Here is an 18,338-nt window from a genome sequence, read left to right on the forward strand (position 1 = left end):
GCCCAAACGAGCGATTTATGCGCCAGATACCGTGTGGAAAACACGGCTTCTCCGGTTGTTCCTACCAGATGTGGTGGGTAAGCGCCGGGTAAGGGAGGCCTCCGCCGCAGCCATGCCCCATCCGCTGATTTCACCTTCGATCCTCTCTGCCGACTTCGCCCGGCTGGGTGAGGAAGTGCGCGCGGTTGACGCTGCCGGGGCTGACTGGATCCATGTCGACGTGATGGACGGGCATTTCGTGCCTAACATCACGATCGGGCCGATGGTGGTAAAGGCGCTGCGCCCGCACACGACCAAGCCGCTTGACGTCCACCTGATGATCAGCCCGGTGGACAGCTACCTGGCCGCCTTTGCCGAGGCCGGGGCCGATATCATCACCGTCCACCCCGAAGCCGGCCCGCACATCCACCGTACGGTCCAAGCGATCAAAGGGCTGGGCAAGCTGGCCGGCGTCTCGCTCAATCCCGGCACCCCGGCCAAGATGCTGGACTACCTGATCGACGATATCGACCTGGTTCTGGTGATGAGCGTCAATCCGGGCTTCGGCGGGCAAAGCTTCATCACCAGCCAGCTCCGCAAGATCGAGGCGGTGCGCAAGGCGATCGACAAGAGCGGGCGCGACATCCGGCTGGAAGTGGACGGCGGCGTCGATGTGGAGACAGCGCGGCTCTGCGTGATGGCCGGGGCCGACGTGCTGGTGGCCGGCACGGCCACTTTCCGCGGCGGGCCAGAGCGCTATGCCGCCAATATCGCTGCGCTGAAGGCTGCCGGCGGGGCATGATGGAGGCGATGAGCCAAACCCGCGATCATACCACCCCTAATGACGGGGAACCCGCAATCGCGATCCCCCTTGGCGCGGGCACCGATGCGCCGCTGATTGATCATGGCGCGGCGGCCAACCCCAGCGAACTGGTCGAACCAGGCCGGGCGCTCGCCCTCGCCGATTTCACCCCGCCAGCGCTCGGCGCGGGCGAGCGGCTGCTGCGGCTGGCCTATCGTCTGGGCGTGCCAGGCTCGACTTTGGCCGCGCCCTTTCGCAAGCCGGCCAAGCCGCGCCTGCTGGCGACCGTGCTCAATCCGCTGCCGGGCCAGAAGATGGCCGGAACCGCCATTCGCGCCGGGCATTTCCTGGTCCACGGGGTCAAGGCACCGATCGCCCAGATCGACTTTGCCGGCGCCGCGCGGATGGCGCCGCCGCTCGAACGCGTGGTCCATTCCTTTGCCTGGCTCGCCGATCTCGAGGCTTCGGCCCCGCGCGAGCAGGTTGTGCCAGTGGCTGAGCGGGTGCTCGCCGCCTGGCTCAATGCCAACCCTTCACCCCCGTCGCGTCCCGGCAAGGGGCCGGCCTGGACCGTCGCCAATGCCGGCACCCGCGAACTGAACTGGCTGGTTCACGCGCCGCTGATCCTTTCCGGCAATGACAAGGCCCAGCGCGCCCGCGTGCTTGCGGCGATGAACGACACGGCCCGCTGGCTCGACAAGAATGTCGGCCGCGCCGAGGACCTGCTGGCCGAAGTAGCCGGTTGGTGCGGTATCGTTGCCGCCGGGCTGCTGCTGCCCGATGGCAAGCCGCGCCGCCTGTTTGGTGAGGCAGGGCTGATCAAGGCCCTGGGCGAACTGGTGGGCGATGATGGCGGGATCCTCTCGCGCAGCCCGCTGGGGCAGATGGAGGCGATCGCCCTGCTGGTCCGGCTGCGCGCCTGCTACAGCGCGGTCCGGCGGGATCCGCCGGCCGCGCTGGAAGCAATCCTGGCGCTGCTGGTTCCGCCGCTGCTGGCGCTGACCCATGGCGATGGCTCGCTTGGCTCTTGGCAAGGTGGTTGGGCGGTCGACGCGGTCGACGTGGCGGCGCTGATCGCCGCTTCGGGCGTGCGGACCCGGCCCTTGCGCGATGTGCGCCAGTGGGGTTTCCAGCGCGTTGTCGCGCAGAAGTCGATCCTGCAGTTCGATGCCGCTCCGCCGCCGCTGGCCAAGCACGCCCGTTCCGGCTGCGCCTCGACCCTGGCCTTCGAGTTCTCGCATCTGGGCCAGCGGATCGTGGTCAACTGCGGCGGTTCGGCCTGTGCCGGCGGGCTGATCCCGGTGCGGCTTGAGCAGGGCCTGCGCGCCACCGCGGCGCACTCCACCCTGGCGCTCGACGACGCCAATTCGACTGCCGTGCTGATCAACGGCCGGATTGGCAGCGGGGTTTCGGAAGTCGAGGTCGACCGGCGGACCATTGCTGGCGAAAAGCTCTTGGGCGCGACCCGGCTTGAGGCGAGCCACAACGGCTATGTCGCCCGCTATGGCCTGACCCACCGCCGCATCCTGATTCTGCGCGACGAAGGCACCGAGCTGCGCGGCGAGGACCTGCTGATTCCGGCTGGTGGCAAGGGCAAGAGCGGCAAGGTCGCCTTCGCGATCCGCTTCCATCTTGGCCCTGGGATCGAGGTGGGCCTGAGCGAAGACGGCCAGGGCGCGGGCCTGGCCATGCCCGATGGCTCTTACTGGCAGTTCCGCGCCGCGGGCCAGGTAACGGTTGAGGAAAGCATCTGGGCTGATGGCCAGGGCCGGCCCCAGCCGATCCAGCAACTGGTCCTGCAGGGCCTGGTATCACGCGGCGGCGGCAACTTTGCCTGGCTGCTGAAGAAGATGGGATAGCATTCACATGACTGAGGTAACGATCCGCCGGGCGCTGCTTTCGGTGTCCGACAAGGCCGGGCTGGTGGAACTGGGCCAGGCCCTTGCCGCGCGCGGGGTGGAACTGGTCTCGACCGGCGGCACGGCCAAGGCGCTGCGCGATGCGGGCCTGACCGTGAAGGACATCTCCGAGCTGACCGGCTTTCCCGAGATGATGGACGGGCGGGTCAAGACGCTGCACCCCAAGGTCCACGGCGGGCTGCTGGCTGTGCGCGACAATCCCGAGCACGCCAAGGCCATGGCCGAGCACGCAATCGGGGCGATCGATCTGGTGGTGGTCAACCTCTATCCCTTCGAAGCGACCGTCGCCAAGGGCGCGAGCCGCGACGAGATCATCGAGAATATCGATATCGGCGGCCCTTCGATGGTCCGCTCGGCGGCCAAGAACCACGCCTATGTGACCATCGTCACCGATCCGGCCGACTATGCCGGCCTGCTGGCCGAGCTCGAGGCAACGGGCGGCGCCACCACCTATGACTTCCGCCGCCTGATGGCCGCCCGCGCCTATGCCGCGACCGCTGCCTACGATTCCATGATCAGCCAGTGGTTCGCCTTTGCCGACCAGCAGCAGCTTTTCCCCGAAACCCTCGCCGTGATCGGCAAGCGGGTGGAAGAACTGCGCTATGGCGAAAACCCGCACCAGCGCGCCGCGCTCTATGTCCCGGCCGGCCCGCACGGCCGCGGGATCGCGCAGGCCCGGCAGCTCCAGGGCAAGGAGCTGTCCTACAACAACTACAACGATGCCGATGCCGCCCTGGAACTGGCCGCAGAGTTCCGCGGGCAGGACCCGGCCGTGGTGATCGTCAAGCACGCCAACCCTTGCGGCGTGGCCCAGGGCGCCAGCCTGCTTGAAGCCTGGACCGGCGCGCTGCAATGCGATGACGTCTCGGCCTTTGGCGGGATCGTCGCGGTCAACCAGCCGCTTGATGGCGCAACGGCTGAGGCGATCTGTCAGATATTTACCGAAGTGGTGGTGGCCCCCGATGCCGACGAAGCAGCGATCGCCGCTTTCGCCAGAAAGAAGAACCTGCGCCTGCTGCTGACAGGTGACCTGCCCGATCCGCGCCGGGGCGGGCTGATGGTCAAGCCGATCACCGGCGGCCTGTTGGTGCAGAGCCGCGACAACGGCGCGATCGGCCGCGATGACCTGAAGGTCGTGACCAAGCGCGCGCCGACCGAGCAGGAATTGAACGACTGTCTGTTCGCCTGGACCGTCGCCCGCCACGTCAAGTCGAACGCCATCGTCTATGCCAAGGACGGGATCACCGCCGGGATCGGCGCGGGCCAGATGAACCGCCGTGACTCCAGCCGCATCGCCGCCATGAAGGCTGCCGAGGCGGCTGAGAAGTTCGGCTGGGCGCAGAGCCGCGCAGTGGGCAGCGCGGTGGCATCTGATGCCTTCTTCCCCTTCGCCGACGGCCTGCTGGCCGCAGCCGAGGCCGGGGCGACTGCCGTGATCCAGCCGGGCGGATCGATTCGCGACGAGGAGGTGATCGCCGCTGCAGACGCCGCCGGCCTGGCCATGGTTTTCACCGGGATGCGCCACTTCCGGCATTGAGTTCCTCGGCTCGCCGCAAGCTGCAATCGCTTCACCGCTCGGCCGTGCGGCGAAGCGCATTGTTCACTTGGAAGTAAGGCGTTTTTCCGCAGGGAGGGCGCCGACCTTAATATTCGTTCCGGGAATCCCCTGATGGGCCTGTTCAAGTCCGACCTCTACCGCTCTTTCGGCCTCGGTTTTGTCCTGGGCGCCGTGCTGCTGGTCGGTTCGGTCTGGGCGCAGAGCGAAGATGGCATTTCCGGAAAAGTGATCCCCAAGGCCGAAGCCGCCGCGCCGACCCTACCCGATCGCACCCGGTGAGCCGCAAGCTCCTTCTTCCCGTAATTCTGGCGCTCGCCGCCGCCTGTCAGCAAGCTCCGGCTACCGCCGGCGAAGTTGATGTGCTCGCCCCTGCTGCCGCGCGACCGGCCAAGGAAGTGCCCGGTCTGAAGACCGCCGTCTTTGCCGGCGGCTGCTTCTGGGGCGTTGAGGCCGTGTTCAGCCACGTCCTGGGCGTGAAAAGCGTGCTGACCGGCTATCACGGCGGGAGCGCCAAGACTGCCAATTACGAGCGTGTCGGTTACGGCGATACCGGGCATGCCGAGGCAGTGCAGATCACTTACGACCCGGGCGTGGTCCGCTATGACCAACTGGTGCGGATCTTCTTCTCGGTCGTCGCCGATCCTACGCTCAAAAACCGCCAGGGGCCGGACGAAGGCACCCAGTACCGCGCCGCCCTGGTGCCGACGAGCGAGGAGCAGCGGCTCGTCGCCAGCGCCTATCTGGCGCAAATGAAGGCTTCCGGGATCTGGAAGCGGCCGATCGTGACCGGGATCGAGGGATACAATCGGTTCTACCCGGCCGAGGGCTATCACCAGGACTTCATGGCCAAGAACCCGCAGCACCCCTATATCCTGGCCTGGGACGCGGCCAAGGTGGCGGCGCTGAAGAAGCGCTTCCCGGGTTTCTACAAGCCGGACTTCACCAAGGGCTAACTAGCGCCTATATCGGCGCGATGTCAGGTCACCATCACAACCACGATGAGCATTCGGGCCCCGGCCTGGTCGAGGCTGCGCGCCATGCGCTGACCGATGCGGGCGAGCAGTGGACCGATATGCGCGCCGAAGTGTTCCACGCCCTTGCCGCGCAGGATCGGCCAGCCTCGGCCTATGACATTGCCGAGAACGTCTCAAAGGGCCGCGGCAAGCGGGTGGCGGCCAACTCGGTCTACCGGATCCTTGATCTGTTCGTGAAAACCAACCTCGCCCGCCGGGTTGAGAGCGCCAACGCCTATATCGCCAACAGCCACCCCGGCTGCCGCCACGATTGCATCTTCCTGATCTGCGACGTCTGCGGCCGGGCCGTGCATATCGATGACGACAAGCTGACCGGATCTTTGGTCGAGGCCGCGCGCACTGCGGGCTTTGCCGATATCCGCCCGGTGGTCGAGCTGCGCGGCGTGTGCGAGCGCTGCAACTGAACGGTCTGCACCGGTTCTGCACGGACCTTGGCCGATAGTCTCAATCGACACCAACAATTCAACCGTGTAAGGCCGGGGGGATGAGTCAGACTTCCGACACGCCGTTGCTCGATACCGTCAATCTGCCTGCCGATCTGCGCAAGCTTGCCCCTGAGCAGCTGCGCCAGCTGGCCGACGAACTGCGCACCGAGATGATCAGCGCCGTTGGCACCACGGGCGGGCACCTTGGTTCCGGTCTGGGCGTGGTCGAGCTGACCGTGGCGATCCACTATGTGTTCAACACGCCCGACGACAAACTGATCTGGGACGTTGGCCACCAGGCCTATCCGCACAAGATCCTGACCGGGCGGCGTGACCGCATCCGCACCCTGCGCCAGGGCGGCGGCCTCTCGGGCTTCACCAAGCGCAGCGAGAGCGAGTACGATCCCTTCGGCGCGGCGCACAGCTCCACCTCGATCTCGGCCGCGCTGGGCTTTGCCATCGCCAACAAGCTGCAGAACCAGCCCGGCAAGGGCATCGCCGTGATCGGCGATGGCGCGATGAGCGCCGGCATGGCCTATGAGGCGATGAACAATGCCACCGAAGCCGGCAATCGGCTGGTGGTGATCCTCAACGACAACGACATGTCGATCGCGCCGCCGGTTGGCGGGCTCTCGGCCTATCTGGCCAAGATCGTCTCCTCGCGCCCGTTCCTCGAACTGCGCGAAGTGGCGCGCAAGATCTCGCGCAAGCTGCCCGAACCGCTGCACATTGCCGCCCGCAAGACCGACGAGTTCGCCCGGGGCATGGCGATGGGCGGGACCCTGTTCGAAGAGCTGGGCTTCTATTACGTCGGCCCGATCGATGGGCACAATCTTGATCACCTGATCCCGGTGTTGGAGAATGTGCGCGATGCCGCCGAAGGGCCGTGCCTGATCCATGTCGTGACGCAAAAGGGCAAGGGCTATGCCCCGGCCGAGGCCAGCGCCGACAAGTATCACGGCGTCCAGAAGTTCGACGTGATCACCGGCGAACAGGTCAAGGCACCGGCCAAGGCCCCGGCCTATCAAAACGTCTTCGGCGAAACACTGGCCAAACTGGCGGAGAGCGATCCGAAGATTTGCGCGATCACCGCCGCCATGCCGAGCGGCACCGGCGTCGACAAGTTCGCCAAGGCGCACCCCACCCGCAGCTTTGATGTCGGCATTGCCGAGCAGCACGCCGTGACCTTCGCCGCTGGCCTTGCCGCGCAAGGGATGCGGCCCTTCGCCGCGATCTATTCGACCTTCCTGCAGCGCGCCTTTGACCAGGTGGTCCATGATGTGGCGATCCAGAACCTGCCGGTCCGCTTTGCGATCGACCGCGCCGGGCTGGTCGGGGCCGACGGCGCGACCCATGCCGGCAGCTTCGACATCACCTATCTTGCCACCCTGCCCAACATGGTGGTGATGGCCGCGGCCGACGAGGCCGAGCTGGTCCACATGACCTATACCGCGGCTTGCCACGACTCTGGCCCGATCGCCTTCCGCTATCCGCGCGGCAACGGCATTGGCGTGCCATTGCCCGAAGTCCCGCAGCGGCTTGAGATCGGCAAGGGCCGGATCGTGCGCGAAGGAACCAAGGTTGCCCTGCTCTCGCTCGGCACGCGGCTGGCCGAAGCGCTGAAAGCGGCAGAGGTGCTTGAGGCCAAGGGGCTTTCCACCACGGTCGCCGACCTGCGCTTTGCCAAGCCGCTCGATACCGATCTGATCCGCCGCCTGATGGCCAGCCACGAAGTGGTCGTGACGGTTGAGGAAGGTTCGATCGGCGGGCTGGGTGCCCATGTCCTGACCATGGCCAGCGACGAGGGCCTGCTGGATGCCGGCCTCAAGATCCGGACGCTGCGGTTGCCCGACAGCTTCCAGGATCACGACAACCCGGACAAGCAATATGACGAAGCCGGCCTCAATGCGCCGCAGATCGTCGATACCGTGCTGAAGGCGCTGCGCCACAACAGCGCCGGCGTGGAGGAAGCGCGGGCCTAGTCAGCCCGCTGTGACGTCAACCGACCCAGCGCCAGATCCCGGCCGCCATCCCGTTGCCGGGAATATGGGCCCAGGTCGCACCCAGCCACAGCACCAGACCACCAAGCCACGGCACTATCCCGGCTTTGGCGAGGCCGCCCAGCTTGGGCCAATAGGAGGTCTTGGCCTCCCACCCGGCCCAGGCGGCGCCCATCAGGGCTTCCTTCTTGCGGTCCTGCAGGTGCGAGCCGACCAGCGCCAGGAAGCCGAGCGCGCCGGTCAGGACCAGGCTGCGCGGGGTCGGGCTGACCAACGCGTGGCTGACCGCCCAGAGCGCGAAGCCCCACATCATCGGGTGGCGCGTGACGTGGAATACGCCGCGGACCGGCTTTTGCGCCAGCGCCTCGGCACCGGGGGCGGGCAGTGCCGGGTTGCCGGCGAAGCTGCCAGCGAAGAGCACGCTGGCGATCAGCATGAGGAGCGTGGCCAGGCCCCAGGGCAGGTTCTGCGAACCGTCCCACAGGCCGGCGCTGGGCGGAATGGCGCGGAAGGCCAGAACCATCCAGCCGAAGGTGACCAGGGACACCAGTGAATAGACCACTGAGAACCCGGCCGCCCCCAGCCGCCCGGCCAGTCCGGCCCGCAGGGGATGCGACATCGCAAAGTGGCTGCCGACAAAGGCAACCGAGGCGGCGATCAAGTTGGCAAGCGGGTCCATGGCAATTCCTCCGTTACGCCCCTCCCGCAAGCGGGAGGGGGACAACTTACCACTCATAGGCCTTCGGCAGCGCGCCTTCGGTTGGCACCTTGTAGCGATCGCGCAGCTTGGTCAGGTGGTTGACCAGCGACTGTTCGACCCCGTCGATCATCACCCGGACCACGCCCGAGCTGTTCTCCAGCGGATCGCCATCCCAGATCACCACATCGCCGGCGAGCCCGGGCTTCAGACTGCCGAACTTGTCACCCATGCCCAGAATGGCCGCCGGGACCGAGCTGATCGATGCAAAGGCCTGCCCCCAGTTCAGTCCGGTGGCTCCCGGCACCTTGGTCAGCGAAACCAGGTTGCCGGCATATTGCGGGGCATAGCGCGGCTGATCGCCAAAGGCGCCAAGGCCAACCTTGACCCCCGCCGCAGCCATCCGGCCGACATTGGACTGGGTCGCACCCAGCTGCTCGAAATTGGCGGGCAGATCGTTAAGCGGCGTCGCCAGCACCGGCACGCCCGAGGCGGCCAGTTCCTTGGCGATCATCCAGCCTTCGGTCGCCCCGACGATCACCATCTTCAGCGCCGGGAAGTCCGCCTTCAGCGCCAGCGCCATGCGGATATCGGCAGCCCGTTCGGCGCGGACGTAGAGCGGCTGACGCCCGGTTACCACCGGCACCAGCGCGGCGGCATCGAAGCGGGTCAGCAGGGCATCGCCAGGCCGTTCGGGCGCAGCATCCTGCAGGCGCGGATCGGCGCCCTGACCGCCGCCGCGCCGGGCCAGCTCGCGCGCTTCCATGAAGGCGTTGCGCAGCACGGCGTGGACCGCCGCACGGCTGCCCCCGGCCGAGCGTGCCCCATCTTCGCCCAATTGGACAAACTGGAAGGCGCGGGCCTGGGTGATCGGCTGGCCGTCGCTGGCCAGATCGATGATCGCCCCCTGGCCGCCAAAGATCGCACCCGTTCGCAGCGGCGCCACGGCCGCGCGAGTCACCCCGCCGGCGCGGCTGACCGCAATGTGCTGCGCCAGCGGATTGATTGCAGGCGAGAGGTCGAGCGCGGCGTTGAACGGACCCTTGTCGGCGCGCTCATCGTTTGATTCCTCAACCCCTTCGACATCGAACAGGCCAATATCGGTGACCGCCACGACCAGGCCCGGCGTGACCCATTTGCCGGAGGCATCGATGGTGCGCGCACCGGCCGGCACGGCAACGCCGGCACCGGCGGCGAGCACCTTGCCCCCGCGCAGCACGACCGTGCCGTTCGGGATCGGGGCCGAACCATCGCCAATCACGACCGTGGCATTGGTGATCGCCACGTCTTCGGCCATTGCGGGCGCGGAAAGGGCGAGCAGCGCAGCGGCGCTGAGCAGCAGCTGGCGCGGGCTCATTTCACGTCTCCTTCACCGACCTGGCCCAGCTCGAAATCGCTCACCGGACGGCGCTTGGGATCGGCCGCATCGAACAGCAGCGCGCCATCGATCCAGACTTTATCGGGCCGCGAATAGACCGACAGCGGATTGCCGTTCCACAGCACCACGTCGGCCATCTTGCCCTTTTCCAGGCTGCCGGTCTGCTGGTTGATCCCCATGGCCGTGGCGGGGTTAAGCGTCAGCCAGCGGATCACTTCGGCGTCGGAAATGTCGATCCCCGCGCGGCGGGCATCGCCCTGGGCCTTGGCGGCTTCCTGGTTCAGGCGCTGGATGCCATTCTCGTCATCCGAATGGATCACCACGCAGGCACCGGCCTTTTGCAGGATTCCCGCATTTTCGGGAATCGCATCGTAGCTTTCCATCTTGAAGCCCCACCAGTCGGCCCAGATCGCCGAACAGGTGCCTGCGGCCTTCAGCAGGTCGCCGATCTTGTAGGCTTCGGTCGCATGGTGAAAGGCGCTGACCTTGTAGCCGAACTCCTTGGCCATATCGAGGACCAGGGCCATTTCATCGGCGCGGTAGCAGTGGTTCTGGATCAGGATTTCGCCATCGAGCACGCCCGCCAGCGTTTCCATGCCCAGGTCGCGAGTCTCGAGCTTGCCGGCATTGCGCTTGGCGCGGTATTCGCTGGCCTTCATCCAGGTCATGCGGTTGACCGCGATATTGCCCATCCGGGTCGAGGGCATCCGCCCCTTCGAACCATAGACGCGCTTGGGGTTTTCCCCGCAGGCCATCTTCAGGCCATAGGGCGCGCCGGGGAACTTCATCCCCTGGATCGTGCGCGAATAGACGTTCTTGAGCACAACCGAACGCCCGCCCATCAGGTTGGCCGAACCGGGCAGGATCTGCAGGCTGGTGATCCCGCCATTGGCCAGCGCCCGGCTGAAGCCCGGGTCCTGCGGCCAGACCGAATGCTCGGCCCAGACTTCGGGGGTGGTTGGCGCGGTTGCTTCATTGCCGTCCGACAGCGCCTGAACCTGGGGGCTGGGATAGTCCCCCAGGTGCGAGTGGATATCGATGATCCCGGGGGTCACGAATTTGCCGGCGGCATCGATCCGGCGGAAGTTGGCCGGAATGACGAGGTCCGCGCCGCCGACGGCAACCACCTTGCCATCGGCCAGCAGTACCGTGCCATTGTCGATCCGGCCGCCCGCCCCGTCAAACACGGTCGCGCCGACCAGCGCGGTGGGTTCACCCGGATAGGGCTTGTAGGTCGAAGGGAAGGGGTTCTTGTCAAATTCCCGCGCGGCCTTGGCGGCGGGGGAGACCGTTTCTTCCTTCTTCTTCTTTTCGGCCAGGCCCGGGCTTGCAGCCAGAGCCAGCGCGGCGATTCCCGCCAGCAGTTTGGGCGCGCGCATCACTTGCGGTCCTCCAGGGTATCGAGGTGCATCCAGCCCTTGACGATCCGCGAGAGCAGCAGAACGACCACCGCCGCGCCGATCGAGATCCAGCCGAACATCTGGTAGATTTCGAGCAGCTTTTCCTTGCTCATTTCACCGCCATGGCCGCCGGTCGCTTCACCGATCTTGCCGGCGACGAAATTGCCGACCGCAGTCATGTAGAACCAGGCCCCCATGATCAGCGAAGCAAGGTAGCTGGGCGCAAGGCGGTTCATTGCCGAAAGCCCGACCGGGGAGAGGCAGAGTTCGCCTGTGGTGGCCAGCAGGTAATAGAGGAAGACGAAGATCACCGGGGTCATCGCCGCCAGGCCATAGGCTTCTGCCCCCCAGACCAGCACCAGGTTGGCCAGGCCCATCTGGGCCAGCGCCAGGCCGAACTTGGCCGGGGCCGATGGTTCCTTCCCGCGCTTGCCAAGCCATTGCCACAGCGCGGCGAACAGCGGGGCGAGGATGATGATGTAGATCGGGTTGATCGACTGGAACAGCGAGGCCGGGGTGGCGCCGCGATCGACATAGCGATCGGTGAACAGGCTCATCGAGCCGCCCGCCTGCTCGAACAGGCCCCAGAACAGCGGATTGAGCGAGATCAGGAACAGGATCGCGAACATCCGTTCCCGCGGTTCCTTTTCCAGCTTAAAGGTTTCGTAGAGCACATAGCCGAGCAGGCCGAGGCCCGAGATCACCAGCAGGTTCTGGATCACCGACTGATACTGGACCAGCGCCCAGCACACCGCCACGGCGGCGATACCAATGCCATAGAGCGTCATCTCGCGCGACTTGGCGAGCGGAACCGGCGCCTCGCCCGCCCCGTTCAGCGCGCTCTTGCCAAGGACGAAGACCACCAGGCCCAGCAGCATGCCGATGCCGGCCAGGCCAAAGCCATAGCCCCAGCCGATCGTTTCACCGAGGTAGCCGACCAGGATCGTCCCGATCGCTGCGCCGACGTTGATGCCCATGTAGAACACGGTGTAGGCCCCGTCGCGGCGCACGTCCGTCAGCTTGTAGAGCTGGCCGACCATCACCGAGATGTTGGCCTTGAGGAAGCCCGAGCCGACGATGATGAAGGCCAGGGCCGCCCAGAACACGTTGATCGCCGGATCGGCCTGCTTCACAGCCGCGTCGGTAACGCCGTGAACGCCCTCGACCGCCATCAGGCTGTGGCCGATCGCCAGCAACAGCCCGCCGAACAGCACGGCCTTGCGCTGCCCCAGGTAGCGGTCGGCCAGATAGCCTCCCAGCACCGGGGTGATGTAAACGAGGCTGGTATAGGCGCCATAGATCAGGTTGGCGTTGCCATCGCTGAACAGCCAGTGCTTGGTCAGGTAGAAGATCAGCAGTGCGCGCATGCCGTAGTAGGAAAACCGTTCCCACATTTCGGCGAAAAACAGCATGTAGAGGCCCTTGGGATGGCCTGCGAATTCCGGTTCTTTCTGGATTGCGATCTTGCCGCCGATCGCCAGGAAAATGGCGAGAACGACGACCGCGATTGCCGCGATCCAGTCACCCTCGTTCCACAAGGCCATGTCTTTCATGAAGTGCTCCCCACTATCAGGTGGATCCGCGCGCGCCGGCCGGACCGTTATGGCGGCAAACTAGCCGGGTTTGCGCCGGTGTGAAGCAAAATTAATCGCGCCTTTCGGATTATTGCCCGGGCGAGTCGCACTCTGTTTTTGCTTGCCTGCCACGCTGTATTATGGCACTGAAACAGCATGACTGGGCACACACAACCTGTATATCTCAAGCTGCGCGATCTGATCACGGCGGCGATTATCGACGGTACCTATCCCGAAGGAGCCATGCTCCCTTCGGTCCGCGCGCTGGCGGCCGATCAGGGCGCCAACCCGCTGACCGTCGCCAAAGCCTATCAGCAGTTCCAGCTCGATGGTCTGGTTGAGGTGCAGCGCGGAGTCGGCATGTTTGTCGCCCGCGGCGCCGCGGAAAAGCTGCGGCGCAGCGAAAGGGAGCTGTTCCTGTCGCGCGACTGGCCGGAAATCCGCGCCAGAATGGAACGACTGGGAATCGCGCCAGCAGATTTGCTTGCGATTTAAGCCACATCTGTCATTTTCGTGCATTGCGTACAGAGCCGTACTCTGGCAATTGCTTCATTGCAGCGCGTCCTGCTTCGGGTCGAGGGCCGCGTCGCACCGAAATGAACCAATAACCAGGTCACGGGGTTTCGCACGCCCTTAGGAAGGCACGTTATGATAAGATCCGAACTGCTGCAGGCGCTCGCCCGCGATAATCCTGGCCTCCGCGCCGAAGAGGTCGAAAAGGTGGTCGACACCTTCTTTGAGGAAATCGAGACGCGGCTGGCCCAGGGTGGCCGGGTCGAACTGCGCGGCTTTGGAGCCTTTTCGACCCGCGAGCGTGACCCCCGCCAGGGCCGCAACCCGCGCACCGGCGCCAGCGTTGCGGTGCCGGGCAAGAAGGTGCCCTATTTCAAGCCCGGCAAGGAAATGCGCGCGCGCCTGAACGCGGACTAAATTCGCAAAGGCCATCCGGCCTTTGCGCGCAACACCGGCCCGCTCCCCCGGCCCAACCACCCACAGAGTACTGTGATCAGGTGGTTGGGCCGGGGAACCGGGCCGATGTTGCGTTAGCAGGGATGGAATTCCTGACAGTACCGCCGTAAGGCATGCCGGACCTGTCGTGATTTGGCTCAGGCCGAGGCGAAAATGGTGCTGGTCGAGAACCGGCGCGCAGCGACCTGCTGGTCGTGAGCACCGGAAGCGCAGAGCAGTGCCGTTTGCAGCCCGGCATGGGCCAAATCACGACAGGTCCGGAGCGGACGTGGCGGAATGGTAGACGCCGGGGACTTAAAATCCCCTGAGCCTTGCTCGTGTGGGTTCGAGTCCCACCGTCCGCACCAGCGCGCGTTACCTAGGGTCTTTTCCTGACGTGCCGCTTAGCCGCCTGCTCACCATGCCCACCTAGCCTTGGCCCATCCCCGCTTCCGGGGGCGGAGAACGTCATGGCCGAGGCCGACCTGCACGACTGGACTGCAGCCGAACTGCGCGCTGCGCCGCGCATTTCGTTGATGTTGCGCGCGGCCAAGCTGGTCGGCCCGGCAGGCGAGTTCCTGTGCATCCTGCGCGACGTATCGGCCACTGGCCTGAAGGCCCGACTGTTCCACTCGCTGCCGCCTGAGGGGCCCTATGCGCTCGAACTGGGTACGGGCGTGCGCTATCGAATCGAGCCCGTGTGGGAACGCGATCAGCATGTCGGCTTCCGGTTTGCTGCGCCGCCGATCGACCTATCTGCGCTGGTCGAGGAATCCGGCCGGTTCCCCAAGCGGCAGCTAAGGCTGGCGGTCGACTATCCGGTCACGCTGGTCAGCCAGCAAACCGAACATCCAGCGCAGCTGATGAACCTTTCGCAGCACGGGGCGCTGATCGCGCTCGACACCCCGCTGGCGCTGCGCCAGCCGGTCGAGCTGCGTGGCGGCCTGTTTCCGCTGCGCCATGCCCGGGTGCGCTGGCGCCGGGGCGATCTCCACGGTCTGGTCTTTATCGAGGGCTTCCTGCTCGACGAACTCGCCCAGCTGGTCGCCAAGCTGCAAAACCGTGCGCGATCACCAGGTTCACTAACGCGCGTTAACCAGTGATTAGGCATTCTCCTTCACATCTGGGTGACGCCAGATCGAAGGGGGCCTGAATGTCGGTGCAGAGCTTTGCGAGCGGACACCAGCCGCGCGAGACCGCGGTGGACGTCGCGATCATCGGCGCGGGTCCGGCCGGCCTCACCGCCGGCTATCTGCTGACCAAGCAAGGCCTGACCGTAGCGATTATCGAAAAGGACAAGACCTATGTCGGCGGAATAAGCCGGACGGTCGAACACGAGGGCTATCGCTTCGATATCGGCGGACACCGCTTTTTCTCGAAAAGTCAGCAGGTTGTCGATCTGTGGAACGAGATCCTACCCGATGATTTCATCCAGCGCCCGCGGATGAGCCGGATCTATTACGAGGGCAAGTTCTATTCCTATCCGCTGCGCGCCTTCGAGGCCTTGTGGAACCTGGGCGTGGTCCGCTCGGCGCTGTGCATGATCAGCTTTGCCAAGGCCAAGGCCTTCCCGAACAAGACCGTCAAGTCATTCGAGGACTGGACCGTCAACCAGTTCGGCCACAAGCTCTATTCGATCTTCTTCAAGACCTATACCGAGAAGGTCTGGGGCATGCCCTGCGACGAAATGAGCGCGGACTGGGCGGCCCAGCGGATCAAGGGCCTGTCGCTATGGGGTGCGGTGGTCGATGGCCTCAAGCGCAGCCTGGGCCTCAACAAGGCACCCAACGACGGGATGCAGACCAAGACCCTGCTGGAAACCTTCCGCTACCCGCGGCTCGGGCCCGGCATGATGTGGAATGCCGCGCGTGACAAGATTGTGGCGACCGGCAAGGGGCAGGTGCTGATGGGCCACAGCCTCAAGCAGCTGGCCAGCGACAACGAGGGCGGCTGGCGCATGACCGCGACCGGCCCGGTCGGCGAAGTCATGATCCGGGCCCGCCACACGATCAGTTCGGCTCCGATGCGCGAACTGGCCGCCCGCTTGCACCCGCTGCCGGCCACCAGCTTCAACGCCAAGCAGCTCAAGTACCGTGACTTCCTGACCGTCGCGCTGAAGATCCGCGCGGATGAGGATATGTTCCCGGATAACTGGATCTACATCCACGACAGCAAGGTGAAGGTCGGCCGAATTCAGAATTTCCGGTCGTGGTCGCCCGAAATGGTGCCGGACCAGGGGGTTGCCTGCGTCGGACTCGAATACTTCTGCTTCGAAGGCGATGGCCTGTGGTCGCTGCACGACGACGATCTGGTTGCCCTTGCCACCCGCGAGATGGCTCAGCTTGGCCTGGTTTCGGCCGAGCAGGTGATCGGCGGGGTCGTTGTGCGCCAGGAAAAGGCCTATCCGGTCTATGACGAAGACTATGCCGCGCACGTCGATGCCATGCGCCGCGAGCTGGAAGCGACCTGGCCCAGCCTGCACCTGGTCGGGCGCAACGGTATGCACCGCTATAACAACCAGGACCACGCGATGATGACCGCCATGCTGACGGTCGAGAACATCATCGCCGGCAGCCGGATCTATGACACCTGGTGCGTCAACGAGGACGCCGAATACCACGAAGCCGGTGACGAGGGTGCCCAGCAGACGCTGCCTCCGGCCCGCGCCGAACTGACAGAAGATCAGGCCGCAGCGCTCGCATCGGTGCGCGATGTGCCGCGCAAGGTCGCCTGAGATGACTGTCCGCCGCCGCTCAGGCCCGATCTGGAGCCGCCAAGATGGCTAGTGCTCCGCTGGCCGCCACCACCGCGAAGCAGCCCCGCCAGCCGATTGCGCATCACGAATGGCGCCATCTGGCAAACTGGCTGCTGGCCTGGGTGGTGCTGGCCAATCTGGGCTACATGCTGATGTGGATCATTGGCGCGCCGCCGCGCCACAGCGAGATTCTTGCAATCGGTGTGGTCGGGCTGATCGTTCGCACCCAGGTCCGGTGGATCCAGTACCTCGCCTTCATTGGCGTCTCGCTTTACAGCCTGCTCAACTTCATCGCCGCGCTGTTCAACCTGGCGATCAGCTCGCTCCTCTCGAGCGTCGGGTTCTTTGTCGAACTCGATCCCAGCCAGTCGGTCGAGTACGTCATTGCCGGATCGGCGGTGATCCTGCTGTGCGGGATCGCCTGGAAGGCGCTGCGCCGTCCGGCCAGCTTTGCCGATGCCCGCATCGTACTGATCGCCGGGGCAATCGTCATCGCGCTAGCGCTGTTCGACCAGTGGATGGGTGCTGGCATGCGCGGCCATTACAAGCGGATCGCAGCAGCCGATGCTCCGTTCGAATCCGCCCGCAGCAAGTCGGGCCTGCTGGGTCCGGCCCATGCCCATGGCCGCAATGTGATGGTGATCGTGGTGGAATCGCTCGGCGTTCCCAACGGCAATGCTGAGCTGCAGCGGCTGCTGTTTGCCCGCTACAAAAGCCCCGAGGTCAAGGCGAAGTTCGACCTGAGCTTTGGCAGCACGACCTACTACAATTCGACCACAGCCGCGGAGATCCGCGAACTGTGCGGCCGCTGGGGCGATTATTATGACCTGATCGAGGCCAGGGACAGCACCTGCCTGCCGGCGGAACTGGCGCGCAAGGGCTATGAGACCCGCGCCTATCACAGCTTCACCGGAGAATTCTTCGACCGCCAGTACTGGTATCCCAACATTGGCTTCCAGCACCGCACCTTTGGTCCGGAGCTGATCGCCAAGGGCGCCGGCAACTGTGGCGGCGTCTTCCCCGGTGCCTGCGACCGCGACGTGCCGCGCCAGCTGGCTGTCCAGCTAAAGGCGGCAACCAAGCCGCAATTCCTCTATTGGCTGACGGTCAACACACACTTGCCGGTGCCGACCGGCAGCAATCTCGATGTCGATCGCTGCGGCCAGGTTTCGGCCGAGCTACGGGAGAAATTCCCGATGGTCTGCCGCCAGGTTGGTCTGTGGTCGCAGCTGGATGCCGCGATCGTCAAAGAGATCACCGCGCCCGATTTCCCGGCGACCGACATCCTGATCGTGGGCGATCACATGCCGCCCTATTTCGATCGCAAGACCCGTTCGCAGTTCGCGCCTGATCGCGTGCCTTACCTGCTGCTACGCTGGAAGGGTGATGGCAAGCCGGACGCGCCGCAGCTGGCCGTGGCTGGCAAGGCAAAGTGATCTGAGGCCAGTGACCGCCACCGCCATGCTCAACCGCACCATCCTGCCACTGCTGCGCACCCAATGGTTCGCCTATCTGCTGGTCAGCGCCGTGGCGCTGGCCGGCGATATGGCCGCCTTCCTGGCGCTGCTGCGGGCCGGGGTGGCCCCGGCGCTGGCCGGCGCGGCGGGTTACAGCTTTGGCATCGCAGTCCACTGGATCCTGTCGAGCCGGCTGGTCTTCGCCCTGCGTGCCGCGCCCGGCGGCACGGCCCGGATGCGGCAGAAGGCGGAATTCGTCGGCTCGGCCCTGATCGGCCTGGTGCTGACCACCGTCATCGTTGGATTGGGTGACAAGGCCGGGATCGACCCGCGCCTGGCCAAGGGCGCTGCGATCGCAGTCAGCTTTACCTGCACCTGGCTGCTGCGCAGTCGCATCGTTTTCCGCTAGCAT

At 65.5% G+C, this 18,338-nt stretch carries 17 protein-coding genes and 1 tRNA gene; 14 read left to right on the top strand and 4 right to left on the bottom strand.

The features are described 5' to 3' along the window. The first annotated feature begins 112 nt into the window (after nucleotides 1-112). The 7 genes from rpe to dxs all read left to right on the top strand — a co-directional run bounded on the left by rpe (nucleotide 113) and on the right by dxs (nucleotide 7,699). On the top strand, nucleotides 113-781 hold the full coding sequence (gene rpe, locus FRF71_RS04990) for a ribulose-phosphate 3-epimerase (RefSeq protein ID WP_147089520.1): 669 nt from the start codon (nucleotides 113-115) through the stop codon (nucleotides 779-781). A gap of 8 nt (nucleotides 782-789) precedes the next feature. Continuing rightward, entirely contained in the window at nucleotides 790-2,640 is a 1,851-nt protein-coding gene (locus FRF71_RS04995; protein WP_238339430.1) for a heparinase II/III family protein, read from the top strand. A 7-nt stretch (nucleotides 2,641-2,647) separates the two neighbouring features. Then, nucleotides 2,648-4,237 carry a bifunctional phosphoribosylaminoimidazolecarboxamide formyltransferase/IMP cyclohydrolase gene (gene purH / locus FRF71_RS05000; protein ID WP_147089522.1) on the top strand — a complete coding sequence of 530 codons (1,590 nt, stop codon included), beginning with the start codon at nucleotides 2,648-2,650 and terminating at the stop codon, nucleotides 4,235-4,237. A gap of 132 nt (nucleotides 4,238-4,369) precedes the next feature. Then, nucleotides 4,370-4,537 carry a hypothetical protein gene (locus FRF71_RS15415; RefSeq protein WP_161597882.1) on the top strand — a complete coding sequence of 56 codons (168 nt, stop codon included), beginning with the start codon at nucleotides 4,370-4,372 and terminating at the stop codon, nucleotides 4,535-4,537. After that, nucleotides 4,534-5,211 carry a peptide-methionine (S)-S-oxide reductase MsrA gene (msrA, locus tag FRF71_RS05005; protein ID WP_147089523.1) on the top strand — a complete coding sequence of 226 codons (678 nt, stop codon included), beginning with the start codon at nucleotides 4,534-4,536 and terminating at the stop codon, nucleotides 5,209-5,211. Before FRF71_RS15415 ends, msrA begins: the two co-directional genes overlap by 4 nt. Before the next feature lie 20 nt (nucleotides 5,212-5,231). Further along, nucleotides 5,232-5,696: a Fur family transcriptional regulator gene (locus FRF71_RS05010; protein ID WP_147089524.1), complete on the top strand. Its 465-nt coding sequence runs from the start codon at nucleotides 5,232-5,234 to the stop codon at nucleotides 5,694-5,696. A gap of 80 nt (nucleotides 5,697-5,776) precedes the next feature. Continuing rightward, nucleotides 5,777-7,699 (top strand): 1-deoxy-D-xylulose-5-phosphate synthase, encoded by a 1,923-nt coding sequence (dxs, locus tag FRF71_RS05015; protein WP_147089525.1) that lies wholly within the window; start codon nucleotides 5,777-5,779, stop codon nucleotides 7,697-7,699. A gap of 16 nt (nucleotides 7,700-7,715) precedes the next feature. Here dxs and FRF71_RS05020 read toward each other — a convergent pair whose 3' ends face one another. From FRF71_RS05020 to FRF71_RS05035, 4 genes are read right to left on the bottom strand one after another with little or no spacing between them, the layout of a single operon-like run. Next, nucleotides 7,716-8,396 (bottom strand): NnrU family protein, encoded by a 681-nt coding sequence (locus FRF71_RS05020; protein WP_147089526.1) that lies wholly within the window; start codon nucleotides 8,394-8,396, stop codon nucleotides 7,716-7,718. Nucleotides 8,397-8,442: 46 nt separating this feature from the next. Then, nucleotides 8,443-9,771, bottom strand: a complete 1,329-nt coding sequence (locus FRF71_RS05025) for an amidohydrolase family protein (RefSeq protein ID WP_147089527.1) — start codon at nucleotides 9,769-9,771, stop codon at nucleotides 8,443-8,445. After that, a complete protein-coding gene (locus FRF71_RS05030; RefSeq protein WP_147089528.1) occupies nucleotides 9,768-11,171 on the bottom strand; it encodes an amidohydrolase in 1,404 nt (467 codons plus the stop codon). The genes FRF71_RS05025 and FRF71_RS05030 overlap by 4 nt, the downstream gene beginning before the upstream one ends. Then, a complete protein-coding gene (locus FRF71_RS05035; protein WP_147089529.1) occupies nucleotides 11,171-12,745 on the bottom strand; it encodes a peptide MFS transporter in 1,575 nt (524 codons plus the stop codon). Before FRF71_RS05035 ends, FRF71_RS05030 begins: the two co-directional genes overlap by 1 nt. 177 nt (nucleotides 12,746-12,922) lie before the next feature. On the opposite strand from FRF71_RS05035, the gene FRF71_RS05040 reads away from it, so the two are divergent. The 7 genes from FRF71_RS05040 to FRF71_RS05070 all read left to right on the top strand — a co-directional run bounded on the left by FRF71_RS05040 (nucleotide 12,923) and on the right by FRF71_RS05070 (nucleotide 18,335). Next, entirely contained in the window at nucleotides 12,923-13,261 is a 339-nt protein-coding gene (locus FRF71_RS05040) for a GntR family transcriptional regulator (RefSeq protein ID WP_147089530.1), read from the top strand. A 153-nt stretch (nucleotides 13,262-13,414) separates the two neighbouring features. Beyond that, nucleotides 13,415-13,696, top strand: coding sequence for an integration host factor subunit beta (gene ihfB, locus FRF71_RS05045; protein WP_147089531.1), 282 nt, complete (start codon nucleotides 13,415-13,417; stop codon nucleotides 13,694-13,696). Between the two features lie 301 nt (nucleotides 13,697-13,997). Next, a tRNA-Leu gene (locus FRF71_RS05050) sits at nucleotides 13,998-14,082 on the top strand. A 102-nt stretch (nucleotides 14,083-14,184) separates the two neighbouring features. Continuing rightward, nucleotides 14,185-14,817, top strand: coding sequence for a PilZ domain-containing protein (locus FRF71_RS05055; protein ID WP_147089532.1), 633 nt, complete (start codon nucleotides 14,185-14,187; stop codon nucleotides 14,815-14,817). Nucleotides 14,818-14,867: 50 nt separating this feature from the next. After that, nucleotides 14,868-16,448: an NAD(P)/FAD-dependent oxidoreductase gene (locus FRF71_RS05060; RefSeq protein WP_147089533.1), complete on the top strand. Its 1,581-nt coding sequence runs from the start codon at nucleotides 14,868-14,870 to the stop codon at nucleotides 16,446-16,448. A 44-nt stretch (nucleotides 16,449-16,492) separates the two neighbouring features. Then, nucleotides 16,493-17,905: a sulfatase-like hydrolase/transferase gene (locus FRF71_RS05065; RefSeq protein ID WP_147089534.1), complete on the top strand. Its 1,413-nt coding sequence runs from the start codon at nucleotides 16,493-16,495 to the stop codon at nucleotides 17,903-17,905. 10 nt (nucleotides 17,906-17,915) lie between these two features. After that, on the top strand, nucleotides 17,916-18,335 hold the full coding sequence (locus FRF71_RS05070) for a GtrA family protein (RefSeq protein WP_238339432.1): 420 nt from the start codon (nucleotides 17,916-17,918) through the stop codon (nucleotides 18,333-18,335). Nucleotides 18,336-18,338 lie beyond the last annotated feature (3 nt).

Source organism: Novosphingobium ginsenosidimutans (genome assembly GCF_007954425.1).
Classification (GTDB): Bacteria; Pseudomonadota; Alphaproteobacteria; order Sphingomonadales; family Sphingomonadaceae; genus Novosphingobium; species Novosphingobium ginsenosidimutans.

What these genes read in the sequence shown, in the direction of transcription:
- rpe (WP_147089520.1), top strand. Translation starts at nt 113, where the DNA reads ATGCCCCATCCGCTGATTTCACCTTCGATCCTCTCTGCCGACTTCGCC.
- FRF71_RS04995 (WP_238339430.1), top strand. Translation starts at nt 790, where the DNA reads ATGAGCCAAACCCGCGATCATACCACCCCTAATGACGGGGAACCCGCA.
- purH (WP_147089522.1), top strand. Translation starts at nt 2,648, where the DNA reads ATGACTGAGGTAACGATCCGCCGGGCGCTGCTTTCGGTGTCCGACAAG.
- FRF71_RS15415 (WP_161597882.1), top strand. Translation starts at nt 4,370, where the DNA reads ATGGGCCTGTTCAAGTCCGACCTCTACCGCTCTTTCGGCCTCGGTTTT.
- FRF71_RS05010 (WP_147089524.1), top strand. Translation starts at nt 5,232, where the DNA reads ATGTCAGGTCACCATCACAACCACGATGAGCATTCGGGCCCCGGCCTG.
- dxs (WP_147089525.1), top strand. Translation starts at nt 5,777, where the DNA reads ATGAGTCAGACTTCCGACACGCCGTTGCTCGATACCGTCAATCTGCCT.
- FRF71_RS05020 (WP_147089526.1), bottom strand. Translation starts at nt 8,396, where the DNA reads ATGGACCCGCTTGCCAACTTGATCGCCGCCTCGGTTGCCTTTGTCGGC.
- FRF71_RS05025 (WP_147089527.1), bottom strand. Translation starts at nt 9,771, where the DNA reads ATGAGCCCGCGCCAGCTGCTGCTCAGCGCCGCTGCGCTGCTCGCCCTT.
- FRF71_RS05030 (WP_147089528.1), bottom strand. Translation starts at nt 11,171, where the DNA reads ATGCGCGCGCCCAAACTGCTGGCGGGAATCGCCGCGCTGGCTCTGGCT.
- FRF71_RS05035 (WP_147089529.1), bottom strand. Translation starts at nt 12,745, where the DNA reads ATGAAAGACATGGCCTTGTGGAACGAGGGTGACTGGATCGCGGCAATC.
- FRF71_RS05040 (WP_147089530.1), top strand. Translation starts at nt 12,923, where the DNA reads ATGACTGGGCACACACAACCTGTATATCTCAAGCTGCGCGATCTGATC.
- ihfB (WP_147089531.1), top strand. Translation starts at nt 13,415, where the DNA reads ATGATAAGATCCGAACTGCTGCAGGCGCTCGCCCGCGATAATCCTGGC.
- FRF71_RS05055 (WP_147089532.1), top strand. Translation starts at nt 14,185, where the DNA reads ATGGCCGAGGCCGACCTGCACGACTGGACTGCAGCCGAACTGCGCGCT.
- FRF71_RS05060 (WP_147089533.1), top strand. Translation starts at nt 14,868, where the DNA reads ATGTCGGTGCAGAGCTTTGCGAGCGGACACCAGCCGCGCGAGACCGCG.
- FRF71_RS05065 (WP_147089534.1), top strand. Translation starts at nt 16,493, where the DNA reads ATGGCTAGTGCTCCGCTGGCCGCCACCACCGCGAAGCAGCCCCGCCAG.